The 12,109-nt window shown below is 71.4% G+C and carries 14 protein-coding genes and 1 tRNA gene; 10 read left to right on the forward strand and 5 right to left on the reverse strand.

What is annotated here, in order from left to right; translation table 11 throughout:
* Positions 1-107: 107 nt before the first annotated feature.
* The 4 genes from birA (at position 108) to H5368_RS11215 (ending at position 2,839) form a co-directional block, all read left to right on the forward strand.
* Positions 108-1,148 (forward strand): bifunctional biotin--[acetyl-CoA-carboxylase] ligase/biotin operon repressor BirA, encoded by a 1,041-nt coding sequence (gene birA, locus H5368_RS11200; RefSeq protein ID WP_182824608.1) that lies wholly within the window; start codon positions 108-110, stop codon positions 1,146-1,148.
* Positions 1,145-1,888, forward strand: a complete 744-nt coding sequence (locus tag H5368_RS11205) for a type III pantothenate kinase (RefSeq protein ID WP_182824610.1) — start codon at positions 1,145-1,147, stop codon at positions 1,886-1,888. The genes birA and H5368_RS11205 overlap by 4 nt, the downstream gene beginning before the upstream one ends.
* A 9-nt stretch (positions 1,889-1,897) precedes the next feature.
* Positions 1,898-2,731, forward strand: coding sequence for an SPOR domain-containing protein (locus H5368_RS11210; RefSeq protein WP_182824612.1), 834 nt, complete (start codon positions 1,898-1,900; stop codon positions 2,729-2,731).
* Between the two features lie 32 nt (positions 2,732-2,763).
* Positions 2,764-2,839, forward strand: a tRNA-Thr gene (locus H5368_RS11215).
* A gap of 3 nt (positions 2,840-2,842) precedes the next feature.
* Here H5368_RS11215 and H5368_RS11220 read toward each other — a convergent pair.
* Positions 2,843-3,385: a hypothetical protein gene (locus H5368_RS11220; protein ID WP_182824614.1), complete on the reverse strand. Its 543-nt coding sequence runs from the start codon at positions 3,383-3,385 to the stop codon at positions 2,843-2,845.
* A gap of 149 nt (positions 3,386-3,534) precedes the next feature.
* On the opposite strand from H5368_RS11220, the gene rocF reads away from it, so the two are divergent.
* From rocF to H5368_RS11250, 6 genes are all read left to right on the forward strand, one after another.
* The gene (gene rocF / locus H5368_RS11225; RefSeq protein ID WP_182824616.1) at positions 3,535-4,458 is read left to right on the forward strand and encodes an arginase; all 924 of its coding nucleotides are present in this window, start codon (positions 3,535-3,537) and stop codon (positions 4,456-4,458) included.
* A 144-nt stretch (positions 4,459-4,602) separates the two neighbouring features.
* Positions 4,603-4,758, forward strand: a complete 156-nt coding sequence (locus tag H5368_RS11230; RefSeq protein ID WP_182824618.1) for an entericidin A/B family lipoprotein — start codon at positions 4,603-4,605, stop codon at positions 4,756-4,758.
* A 241-nt stretch (positions 4,759-4,999) separates the two neighbouring features.
* Positions 5,000-5,200 carry a CsbD family protein gene (locus tag H5368_RS11235; protein WP_182824620.1) on the forward strand — a complete coding sequence of 67 codons (201 nt, stop codon included), beginning with the start codon at positions 5,000-5,002 and terminating at the stop codon, positions 5,198-5,200.
* Positions 5,201-5,339: 139 nt separating this feature from the next.
* Positions 5,340-6,677, forward strand: coding sequence for a tryptophan--tRNA ligase (locus H5368_RS11240; protein ID WP_182824622.1), 1,338 nt, complete (start codon positions 5,340-5,342; stop codon positions 6,675-6,677).
* Complete coding sequence (locus H5368_RS11245) at positions 6,674-7,000, forward strand: hypothetical protein (protein ID WP_182824623.1); 327 nt, start codon at positions 6,674-6,676, stop codon at positions 6,998-7,000. The genes H5368_RS11240 and H5368_RS11245 overlap by 4 nt, the downstream gene beginning before the upstream one ends.
* 29 nt (positions 7,001-7,029) lie before the next feature.
* A complete protein-coding gene (locus tag H5368_RS11250) occupies positions 7,030-7,983 on the forward strand; it encodes an MBL fold metallo-hydrolase (RefSeq protein ID WP_182824625.1) in 954 nt (317 codons plus the stop codon).
* Positions 7,984-8,002: 19 nt separating this feature from the next.
* Here H5368_RS11250 and H5368_RS11255 read toward each other — a convergent pair whose 3' ends face one another.
* The 4 genes from H5368_RS11255 to pdhA all read right to left on the reverse strand — a co-directional run bounded on the left by H5368_RS11255 (position 8,003) and on the right by pdhA (position 12,032).
* Complete coding sequence (locus tag H5368_RS11255; RefSeq protein WP_182824627.1) at positions 8,003-8,386, reverse strand: VOC family protein; 384 nt, start codon at positions 8,384-8,386, stop codon at positions 8,003-8,005.
* Positions 8,387-8,459: 73 nt separating this feature from the next.
* Entirely contained in the window at positions 8,460-9,881 is a 1,422-nt protein-coding gene (locus tag H5368_RS11260) for a dihydrolipoamide acetyltransferase family protein (protein WP_182824629.1), read from the reverse strand.
* Between the two features lie 73 nt (positions 9,882-9,954).
* Entirely contained in the window at positions 9,955-10,962 is a 1,008-nt protein-coding gene (locus H5368_RS11265) for an alpha-ketoacid dehydrogenase subunit beta (protein WP_182824631.1), read from the reverse strand.
* Positions 10,959-12,032 (reverse strand): pyruvate dehydrogenase (acetyl-transferring) E1 component subunit alpha, encoded by a 1,074-nt coding sequence (pdhA, locus tag H5368_RS11270; protein WP_182824633.1) that lies wholly within the window; start codon positions 12,030-12,032, stop codon positions 10,959-10,961. Before pdhA ends, H5368_RS11265 begins: the two co-directional genes overlap by 4 nt.
* Positions 12,033-12,109: the final 77 nt, after the last annotated feature.

The following is a 12,109-nucleotide window of genomic DNA, read 5'->3' on the forward strand; positions in this document are numbered from 1 at the left end:
CTGCACGGTGGCGGGTCGAGACCCGGATGATACATGGGATGCGGCAGGCGCGAAGGCGGTTGCAGGCCGGGCGTTGCGGCGCGCGGCACGGCCACCATAATCGACGCATGCCCCTGTCCCGCACCCTGCCCCCCACCCGTGAAACCGCCAATCCGGAGCGCGCGCTGCTGCTGCGCCTGCAGCACGGGCCGGTGGCCGGCGACGTGCTCGCCGCCGAGAGTGGCCAGACCCGTGCCGCGGTCTGGAAGCGCGTCGAGGCACTGCGCGCCGCGGGCGTGGCGATCAGCGCACGGCCGGGCCGCGGCTACGCGCTGGATGCGCCGTTGCAGTTGCTGGATGCCACGGCGATCCTGGCGCAGCTGCCCGACGCGGTGCGCACCGGCGTGGCCGCCCTCGACGTGGCCTGGTCGCTCGACTCGACCAATGCCGAGTTGTTGCGCCGCGACATCCCCGCCACGGGTGTCGAGGTGCTGCTGGCCGAGCGCCAGACCGGGGGCCGTGGCCGGCGGGGCCGCAGCTGGGCATCGCCGCTGGCGGCCAACCTGTACCTGTCGCTGGCGCGCCGCTTCGACGGGGGCCTGGCGCGCCTCGGCGGGCTGAGCCTGGTGGCCGGCGTGGCGGCGGTCGAGGCGCTGCATGCGCTGGGCTACCGCACGGTGCGCCTCAAGTGGCCCAACGACCTGGTGGTGGTGGACGCCGCCCCGCTGGCGCTGCGCAAGCTCGGCGGCCTGCTGGTGGAAGGCGGTGGCGAGCACGCGGGGCCGGTGCGCGCGGTGGTCGGCCTGGGGCTGAACCAGCGCATCCCCGCGAGCGTCGCGGCAGCGATCGACCAGCCCTGGTGCGATCTCTCGGCGTTGCCGCACGGGGCGCCGCCCACGCGCGATGCGGTCGCCGCCATGCTGCTCGCGCACCTGGTGCCGGCCCTGGACCTGTTCGATCGCGACGGCCTGGCGCCATTCGTGCCACGCCATGCGGCCTGCGACGCGCTGGTCGGCCGCGAGGTCGACATCCATGCCGGCGACGGCGTGCACAGCGGGCGCGCCCTGGGCCTGGCCGACGACGGCGCATTGCGCGTGGACGTGGAGGGCCGCGAGCGCCACTTCCACGCCGGCGAAGCCAGCCTGCGCGCGCGCGTGGCCGCGGCATGAGCGACTGGCTGTTCGACCTTGGCAACACCCGGCTGAAGCACGCGCCGCTGGGATCGGCGGCGGGGCTTGGCGAAACGATCGCCGTGGGCCACGACGGCGAGGCGTTCGCCGATGGCTGGCTGGCGGCGCTGCCGCCGCGCATCGATGTCGCCTGGGTGGCCAGCGTCGGCCCGCCGGCGCTCCGCGCGCGCCTGCTGCAGGCGCTGGCACCGCGCGCGCTGCGCGTGGTGCAGGCCACGGTGCAGCGCGAGATGGGCGGGGTGCGCATCGCCTACGCCGAACCCGCGCGGCTCGGCATCGACCGCGCGCTGGCGATGGTCGCCGCGCATGCACGCGCGCCGGGCTGGTCGCTGGTGGTCGGCGTGGGCACCGCGCTCACGGTGGACCTGGTCGATGGCGACGGTGGCCATCGTGGCGGCCGCATCGCGCCCTCGCCGGACCTGATGCGCGAGGTCCTGCATGCGCGCGCGCCACACCTGCCGCGGGCCGGCGGCGACTACGCCGAGTTCGGCGCCCATACCGGTGCCGCGCTCGCCTCCGGCTGCCTCGGCGCGGCGCTCGGCCTGGTCGAACGCAGCCTGCGCGAGGCGGCGGCGCTCGCTGGCGAGCCAGCGCGCACCTGGCTGCACGGTGGTGGCGCCGCGGCGCTGCTGCCGCACCTCGCCGGCGCGACGCATGCGCCGTCGCTGGTGATCGAAGGCCTGGCGCGACTGGCGCGGCGCCCGCCGGTCGCGGGCTAGAATCGCGCCATGCCCGCGCGCGCCCTCGTCGTCCTCCTGCTCATGCTCAATTTCGGCGTCGCCACGTGGTGGCTGCTGCGTCCCGAGCCGCTGCCGCCAACGCCGTGGGTGCAGCCCGCCGACGTGCCGCGCCTGCAATTGCTGGACGAGGTGGTGGATGCCGGGCAGGGCACGGGCGCCACCGATCCAGGCGTCGATGATGCGGCCGCCGGCGGTAGCGCCGCGGCGGCGCGCGAGTCCGGCGTGATCGCCGTGGCCGCGGCGGCCGCGGGTACATCCGATGGCGACGCCGGCGCCGCGGATGGCGGTGCGCCCGTAGCGCCGGCAGCGGTGCCCGTCGCCACGCCGGCACCCGCGGCCTTGGTGCAGCGCTGCATGTCGTTGGGTCCGTTCGCGGACGCGGGATCGGTGGCGGCGGCGCGTGCCGCGCTGCGGCCGCTGGGCGCGCAGCGCATGCGCGCACGGGATGTGGTCGATGCACCGCGCGGCTGGCGCGTGGTCATCGCGCCGCAGGCCGATCGTGCCGCCGCCGACGCGCTCGCGGCGCGCATCCGTGCCGCCGGCTTCGACGATCTGCTGGTGGTACCGGGAGGTGACGACGCCAACGGCATCGCACTTGGCCGGTATGGCAGCGAACCGGCTGCACGGCGCCGGGAGGCTTCACTGCGCGCCGCCGGATTCCCGGGGCAGGCCCAGCCCCTGGGCGACGCCCGCACGCGGCACTGGCTTGATGTCGCCGCGGGTGCCGGCTTCGATGCGGCAGCCGCGCGCGACGCCAGTGGCGCCGCGCGGCTGAACGACCTGGACTGCGCCACCTTCGTCGCCGATGGCGGGGCAGGCTAGAATGCCGCGCGCGCCCCGCGGCGCGGCACCATGCCGGCATAGCTCAGTTGGTAGAGCAACCGCCTTGTAAGCGGTAGGTCCCCAGTTCGAACCCGGGTGCCGGCACCATACTCAGGCGTCGTCCATCCGGATGCCGACGTAGGTATCGCCAATGCTCACGCCGGGCGGCAGGCGGCAGCTCAGCGACGTCAGCTGGTGGAAGTCGGTCTGCTCCGGGTCCGCGTCGTCGGGATAGAAGTACAGGTAATTGCTCCCCGGCGTGCCGGATGACACATCGACCTCGAGCGACACGTATTGCAGGTCGGGCGACCCCTCGTAGCCGATCACGCCGGCGCAGCTCACGGTCTGTGGAGCAGCCACGCTGCTGCCGAAGAACACGCCGAACCACCGCACCACCTCGTCGGAGGGAATGGTGCCGGCGCCCGACTGCGCCATGATGGTGGTGAACGCGCAACTCACGTAGGCATCCGACGTGCCCTGGTTGACGACCGCCAGCGGACGCTTGCGCAGGTTGTTGTCCATCACCGGCAGCGCGCCCTGGCACAGCCCGGTGGCATTGCTCTGGATCTGCAGGTCCTCGATGGCGGCGTTGGCGGACGGGAGCACGGCCGCGAGCAGCAGGCCGCCAATGAGCGATGGTGCAAAGACATTCATGTCGTGTTCCTTGATTTCCTGAGGGATGCGCGCGGCCCGGGTCCATCGGCGCGACGCCGCGAGACACTGGCACACGCCGCGTCGCGGGATTGTGGACCCGGCCCGGCTGCTGCCTGATCATGGCCGCAACCGTCGTCCTGGAGTCGTCCATGTCCATCGCACCGCAGCGCGTGTCCATCTTCGGAGTGCCGACCGATATCGGCGCCGGCACGCGCGGGGCGTCCATGGGCCCGGAGACACTGCGCGTTGCCGGGCTGGTCGACGCGCTGCACGCGCGCGGAGTCGACGTGGTCGACCGTGGCGACCTGGCCGGGCCGCGCAACCCCTGGCTGCCGCCGGATGCCGGCTACCGCCACCTCGACGAAGTGGTCGCCTGGAACCGCGCCGTGATGCAGGCCAGCGCCGCGGAGCTGGCCGCCGGACGGATACCGGTGATGCTGGGAGGCGACCATTGCCTGGCAATCGGCTCGATCACCGCGGTCGCGCGCCATTGCCGCGCACAGGGCAAGCGCCTGCGCGTGCTCTGGCTCGACGCCCACGCCGACTTCAATACCAGCGCCATCACGCCGTCGGGCAACGTGCACGGCATGCCGGTGGCCTGCCTGTGCGGCATGGGTCCGGATGTCCTGACCCGGCTCGGCGGCGACGCGCCGGCGATCAGCCCGGGCGAGGTGCGCCAGATCGGCATCCGCTCGGTCGATACCGGCGAGAAGCGGCTGGTGCGCGACCACGGCCTCGACATCTACGACATGCGCTACATCGACGAGGTCGGCATGAAGCGCGTGGTCGAGGAAGCCCTCGACGGCATCGGCGACGACACGCATCTCCATGTCAGCTTCGATGTCGACGTACTGGATCCGTCGATCGCGCCGGGCACGGGCACGCGCGTGCCGGGCGGGGTGAACTACCGCGAGGCGCAGCTGCTGATGGAAATGATCGCCGACAGCGGGCGCATGGGTTCGCTGGACATCGTCGAGGTCAATCCCGCGCTCGACGTCCGCAACAGGACGGCGAAGCTCGCCGTGGACCTGGTGGAGAGCCTGTTCGGCAAGTCCACCTTGATGCGCGAGTGAGGTGACGCGCTGAACCTGAATGCCGTGCTGTCCTCGCCACGCAGCGAGGCCTGAATGCACGCTCCTTTCACGCACCGGTGGCGTTTCATGCAACCTGCGCCGGCGGAACCACTCCCGCGGCCGACGACCCGAAGGAGATTTCAAATGAAGCGTTTGTTCGCCCTGATGCTGCTCGCCATGTTCTCGGTTGGTACCCTGTCCGCCTGCAACACCGTCAAGGGTGCCGGCAAGGACGTGCAGAAGGTTGGCGAGAAGGTCGAAGGTGCCGCCGACGACACCGGCGCCACCGACCCGCGCTGAGTTTCGCTGGTGCCCGCCTCGTGCGGGCTCCTGGTACTGCTGGAAGGCCGGCCATTGCGCCGGCCTTTTCTATGCCTGGAGGAAAAGCGTGGAGCTGATGTCGGTGCCCGGGTACTGCATCGGTAAAGGCGCCGCGAACGAAGCCTTGACCTCATGCAAACGCATGTTTCGGCATGATCGTTGCGTGGGTCATCGCAGTGCGATCGGCTCCATTCCCCCAAAGCAACGAGGTAAGAGACACATGAACAAGGACATCATTGCCGGCAAGTGGACCCAGCTGAAGGGCCAGGCGCAGTCGAAGTGGGGCGACCTTACCGACGACGTGTTCGACGAGGCCAAGGGTGACAGCAAGTATCTCGCCGGCAAGCTGCAGGAGCAGTACGGCTGGGAGCGCGAGCGCGCCGAGCGCGAAGTGAAGGATTTCGAGAAGACGCTGGGCTGAGGCCTGCGCAGGTCCGGGCCGCGGCCCTGACACAGCTTCCACTGGACGGGCCGGCAATCGCCGGCCCGTTCGCGTGTCGAGGGGCAGCGCCGGGATGGCGGGCTAAAATGGCCGGCATCACCCCCTGCATGGCGTTCGAATGACCCTCCGCGTCCTGACTGGCATCAAGCCCACCGGCGAACCGCATCTCGGCAACTACGTCGGCGCCATCCGCCCGGCGATCGCCGCCAGTGGCGCGCCCGGGGTGGAGAGCTTCTTCTTCCTCGCCGACTACCACGCCCTGATCAGCACGCAGGATCCGCTGCGTGTGCAGCGTTCGACGCTGGAGATCGCCGCCAGCTGGCTGGCCTGTGGCCTGGAACCCGACAGGGTCTGGTTCTATCGCCAGTCGGATGTGCCGGAGACCACCGAGCTCACCTGGCTGCTGACCTGCGTCGCGGGCAAGGGGCTGCTGAACCGCGCGCACGCCTACAAGGCCGCCGTGGACCGCAACCGCGAGGAAGGCGCCGATGACGATGCCGGCGTCAACGCCGGGCTGTTCATGTACCCGGTGCTGATGGCCGCCGACATCCTGATCTTCAACGCGCACAAGGTGCCGGTGGGGCGCGACCAGGTGCAGCACATCGAGATGGCGCGCGACTTCGGCCAGCGCTTCAACCATCTGTACGCCGCGTCCGGCAGCGAACCGCATTTCGTGCTGCCCGAGGCCGTGGTGGAAGAGCAGGTGGCCACGCTGCCCGGCCTCGACGGCCGCAAGATGTCGAAGAGCTACGACAACACCATTCCGCTGTTCGCCCCGCGCGCCACGCTGCGCAAGCTGATCTTCTCCATCGTCACCGATTCGCGCGCGCCCGGTGAAGCCAAGGACACCGCCGGCTCGGCGCTGTTCCAGCTCTACCAGGCGTTCGCCCGCGACGATGAGACCGCCGCGATGCGCCAGGCCTTCGCCGACGGCATCGCCTGGGGCGAGGCCAAGGAGCGCCTGTTCGAGCGCATCGACGCCGAGATCGCGCCGCTGCGCACGCGTTACGAGGCGCTGATGGCCGACCCCGCGGCGATCGAGCGCACGCTGCGCGCGGGTGCCGCGCGCCTGCGCGAGCAGCACGCGGCGCCCTTCGTCGCGCGCCTGCGGCATGCGGTCGGCCTGCGCGACCTGTCCGCGCTGGACACCTCGGCCGGAAGCGAGGCCGAGGCCGAAGCGCCCGCGCCGGTGTTCAAGCAGTACCGCGAAGCCGATGGCCGCTTCCATTTCAAGCTGGTCGATGGCGACCGGCTGCTGCTTCAGGGTGGCGGCTTCGCCTCGCCGCGCGATGCCGGCCAGCTGGTCGCACGCCTCAAGTCGGGTGATGGCGCGCTGCAGGTGGCCCACGACGGCCGCGTGCGCCTCGGCGACGACGAGGTCGGCACCCTCGGCACGGGCGTGGATGGCGACGCGCTGCGCGCCGCGCTCGCGCATTTCGCCGGAGACGCGGCATGACGCAACTGGTCGAGATGAACCTCGCGCTGATCCTGTTCCTGCCCTGGTTCCTGATCCTCGCGGTGCTGTTCTGGGTGTATCCGCGGCAGCCGCGTGGCGCCGGGCGGCGGCTGTTCGACATCGCGTCGCTGTTGCTCGCGGTCGCGGCCTTCGTTGCCAGCCTGTACTGGGCGCACGCCACCGCCGACAGCAGCCATGGCCGCATGTGGCACCAGATCCTCGCCACCGCCGTGGGCTACGGCGTGTTCCTGGCGGTGATGACGGTCGCGTTCTTCGTGCGCATGCGGCTGTTCGGCAAGCGCCGGCCCGCGCGCGACACCTAGACTGCAGGTCTTTGCGACGGGGACAGGGCGTGGGCGGACGCGACGGCATCACCATCATCGACACCGGCTTCGGCGAGCGGCCGGAGTTCTGCGCAGCCTACCTGCTGGTGGAGGCGGGGCGTGCGGCGCTCATCGACTGCGGCACCCTGCACAGCGTGCCGCGCATGCTGGCGGCGCTCGATGCTGCCGGCGTCGCACGCGACGCGGTCGACCATCTCATCGTCACCCACGTGCACCTCGACCACGCCGGCGGTGCCGGCGCGTTGCTGCGCGAGTTGCCGAATGCGCGGCTGGTGGTGCATCCGCGCGGTGCGCCGCACATGGTCGATCCGGCCAAGCTGATCGCCAGCGCGCGTCAGGTCTATGGCGACAGCCTCTTCGACCTCGCCTATGGCGGGCTGGTGCCGGCGCCGGCGGAGCGCGTGCTTGAAGCCGCCGATGGCCAGGTGGTCGACCTCGCCCGCCGGCCGCTGCTGCTGGCGCACACGCCCGGCCACGCGCTGCATCACCTGGCGGTGTGGGACGCGCGCACGCGCAGCTGGTTCTGCGGCGACATCTTCGGCATCTCCTACCGCGAGCTCGACGTCGATGGCCGTCCGTTCGCGATCCCGACCACGTCACCGGTGCAGTTCGATCCCGGGCAGATGAAGGCCTCGGTGCTGCGCATGCTGGCCGAATCCCCGGACGCCTGCTTCCTCACCCATTACGGGCGGATCACCGATGTCGCGCGCGTCGGTGCCGGACTCGTCGAGCAGGTCGACGCCATGGTCGCGATCGCGCGCACGCTGGGCGATGCGCCGGACCGCCATGCGGTGCTGAAGCGCGAGCTCACCGCACTGTACGTGGAGCGCGCGCGGCGCCACGGCATCGCGGAGGCCGAGTGGCAGGTGCCCGCGCTGCTGGAGATGGACATCGAGCTCAACGCGCAGGGCCTTGCGGTGTGGCTGGCGCGCGAGCGCAGGAAGGCGCTGGAGGCGGGCTGAGGCTCGCGGCGCCGAGTGTTCAGTCCCAACGGTTGAGGTGTGGCCCAGGCGGCGTGCGCTGCGGGCGGACCACGCAGAAGCGGTGCCCGCTCGGCGCCTCCATCACCCACCACGCGTGGCGCTTTTCGATGCGGCGCGCGCCGAGCTTTTCCAGGCGCGCGACTTCGGCCTCGACGTCGTCGGCCTCGATGTCGAGATGGATGCGGCTGTCGTGGTCGACCTTCTGCAGCAGCAGGACCGGCTCGTCGGCTGCCGTGGCAAGCCTTGCATACCTGCCGTCGCCGTCCTCGTCGGCGCTGGCGACGGCCTTGCCCAGCGCCGCGCTCCAGAACGCGACGTGCGGCGCCAGGTCGTCGACCCGGCAATCAAGGACCAAGGTGGAGAGGCGGCTGTGGTGGGCCATGGCGGCGCTCCGGGCGGAAGCGTTCGATGCTCGGCCCGGAGCGTGGGCGGCGGCAAGTGCCGCCGCCGGTACGTCAGTGCGCCAGCGCGAGGTCGTCCAGCAACGCCTTCAGGAAGCGCGCGGCCTCGCCACCGGTCGCGGCGCGGTGGTCGAAGGTCAGCGAGATCGGCATCCGGCGGTGCACTTCGATGCCGCCGATCACCGCGACCACGTCCTGGCTCAGCTTGCCCGCGCCGACGATGGCCACGCACGGCGGCACCACCACCGGGGTCGCGTAGCGGCCGGCGAACATGCCGAAGTTGGACAGGCTGATGGTGTAGCCCGAGAGCTCGCTGGCCGGGATGCTGCGATCCTCGACCTGCTGGCGCAGGCGCTGGATGGCCGAGCGCACGCCACCGGCATCGAGCACGTCGGCATTGCGCAGGGCCGGGACGAACAGGCCGTCGTCGGTGTCCACGGCGATGCCGATGTCGACCTGCGGGTGCATGGTGCGGGTCAGGCTCTCGCCGTCGAACCAGGCGTTGAGCGCGGGCACCGCCTTCGCCGCCACACAGATCGCGCGGATGAGGCGCGCGGTGATGTCCTGCTTGCCCACCCAACCGTGCAGGTCGGCATCGTCCACCAGCGTGGTCGGCACGACCTGCGCGTGCGCGGCGGCCATCACCCGGGCCATGTTGCGGCGCACGCCCTTGAGCTGCTCGGGCTGCCCGGTGGCGGTGACGCCCGGCGGCTGGGTGCGCATCGGCTTGCCGCTGGCGGACAGCGCCGTGCGGCTGGAGGCGTCGCGCGAGGCGGGCATCGGTGCGGCGCCACGGGCGGGAGCCGTTGCGGCTGCGTCGCGGGGCGCAGCGGCGGGCGCGGCCCCCATCACGGCGGAGCCGTCGGCCGCGGCACGCTTCACGTCGGCCATGGTCACCGTGCCGTCGGCGCCGCTGCCGCGCACGCGGCCGATGTCGACCTTGAGCTTGCGCGCCTGCGCGCGCACCGCCGGCATGGCGCGCACGCCACCCACGGCGAGCGCCTCTTCGCTGCGCACCGCGTCGGACGACTGCATGGCACCGACCACGGTGCCGCTGTCGCTGCGCTCGCCGTCGGACGTGACCTTGGGCGCGTCTTCGCCGGCGATGATCGCGCCGCCGTCATCGGACGCGACGACCTTGTGGTCGGGTGCCGGATCCTCGCTGCCCACGCCGTGCCCGCCGCCGTGGTGGTGGCCGGTGTCCTGGCCCTCGGCGCGCTGCGGCAGGCTGGGGTCGATCTCGAACTCGGCCAGCATCGCGCCGGTGATGACGATGTCGCCCGCGGCGCCGGCGAGCCGGAGCACCTTGCCCGACACCGGCGACGGCACCTCGACCACGGCCTTGGCGGTTTCCATCGACACCAGGTTGTCGTCGAGGCGGACCGTGTCGCCCTCCTTCACGAACCACTCGACGATGGTGGCGTCGGGCAGGCCCTCGCCCAGGTCGGGGAGGTGGAAGGTCTTCTTGTCAGCCATGTGATCCTCGTCTTTCCATGTGCCGCGCGTGGCGCGGCGTGCAATTGTTGGTGGCGCGGCGGCGCGTGGCGGCTCAGCCGGCGGCGAGCGCGCGCTTGGCCGCGGTGACGATCTTCTCGACGCTCGGCAGGTACTTCATTTCCAGCCGGAACAGCGGAATGTGCGTGTCGTAGCCGGTGACGCGCTGCACCGGGGCGAGCAGGTCGTACATCGACTCCTCGGCCAGGCGCGCGGCGATCTCGGCGCCGAAGCCCGCGGTCTTGGGGGCTTCGTGCACGATCACGCAGCGGCCGGTCTTGGCCACCGACTCGGCGATGGTCGCGAAGTCGAGCGGCTTGAGCGTGGCGACGTCGATCACCTCGGCACTGATGCCGTCCTTGGCCAGCGCCTCGGCGGCCTCGAGCGTTTCCTTCACCTGCGCGCCCCAGGTCACCAGGGTCACGTCGGTGCCGTCGCGCAGCACGAAGCACACGTCCAGCGGCAGCGCTTCGCCGTCATCCGGCACCACTTCCTTGTACTGGCGGTAGATGCGCTTGGGCTCCATGAAGATCACCGGATCCTCTTCGCGGATCGCGGCCAGCAGCAGGCCGTAGGCACGCGCCGGCGACGACGGCAGCACCACGCGCAGTCCGGGCACGTTGGTGAAGATGGATTCGTTGGCCTCGCTGTGGTGCTCGGGCGCGCGGATGCCGCCGCCCCACGGCACGCGAAGCACCATCGGGCAGGTCAGGCGGCCGCGGGTGCGGTACCGGAAGCGCGCGGCGTGGCAGATGATGTGGTCGACCATCGGGTACACGAAACCGTCGAACTGCGCTTCGGCCACCGGCCTCATGCCCTGCGCGGCCATGCCCACGGTGAGGCCGGCGATGGTGGTTTCATCCAGCGGGGTGTCGATCACGCGCAGGTCGCCGAACTCGGCGTGGAGCCCCGCGGTGGCGCGGAACACACCGCCGTTGACGCCGACGTCCTCGCCCAGCACCACGACGGTCTCGTCGTTGCGCATCTCGTAGGCGAGCGCCTGGGTGATCGCCTCGATCAGGGTGATGGCGGCCGGTGCCGCGTCCTTGGCCACGGCGCTCATGCGCGCTTCTCCAGGGCGATCGCATCGGCACGCTGGTCCAGCAGGTCCTGCGGCGGATCCGCGTAGAGGTAGTCGAACATCGCTTCCACGGGCTGCACCTTGCTCTCCAGGTAGGCGTTGATCTCGATGTCGATGGTGCGGCCGCACTCCTCCAGCCAGGCCTTTTCCTGCGCCTCGTCCCACGCGCCCTGGGCGGTGAGCCAGGTGCGCAGGCGGGTCATGGGCTCGCGGGTCCAGCCGTCCTTGACCTCCTGCTCGCCGCGGTAGCGGCGCGCGTCGTCGGCGGTGGTGTGGTCGTGCAGGCGGTAGGTCATGAACTCGATGACGCTGCCGCCCTTGCCTGCGCGCGCGCGCTCCATGGCGCGACGCATGCCCTCGAGCACGGCGAACAGGTCGTTGCCGTCCACCTGCAGGCAGTACAGGCCGCCGGCCAGGCCCTTCTGGGCCAGGGTCTCGGCGCCGGTCTGCGCGGAACGCGGCACCGAGATCGCCCAGCCGTTGTTGATGATGCACTGGATGAACGGCAGCGCGTAGGCGCCGGCCGAGTTGATGGCGGCGTAGGTGTCGGTCTTGGACGAGCCGCCGTCACCGCAGCAGGTCACGGCCACGCGGTCTTCGCCGCGCAGCTTGAACGCCAGGGCGGCGCCGGCGGCATGCAGGCACTGGGTGGCGATTGGGACGCACCACGGGAAATCGTGCTTCGGGCCGGCGAAATCGTTGCCGCGCTCGTCGCCGCCCCAGTACATCAGCACGTCGCGCGGCTGCACGCCGCGCATGAACTGCGCGCCGTACTCGCGATAGCTGGGGGCGAACACGTCCTCGGGGCGCATCGCCGCGCCGATGCCGACGTGCGTGGCCTCGTGGCCGAGGCAGGCGGCATAGGTGCCGAGCTTGCCGGTGCGCTGCAGGGCGATCGCCTTGGTGTCGAAGGTGCGCACCAGCAGCATCTGCTTGAACAGCGGGACCAGGTCGGCCGCCGAGGGGGCGTCGGGCGGAAGTTCGGCCACCAGGGTGCCGTCTGGCCCCAGGTACTGGAGGTATTCGATTTCGAAGGTCGCGGCGACGCTCATGCGGTCACGTGCTCGGTCAACAACGGGGCCGGCCATGATACCCGGTGGCCCGTTTGCGGCCGTTGCGCGCTGCGGCA

The organism is Luteimonas sp. MC1782, from assembly GCF_014164605.1.
In the GTDB taxonomy this organism is placed as follows: Bacteria; Pseudomonadota; Gammaproteobacteria; order Xanthomonadales; family Xanthomonadaceae; genus Luteimonas.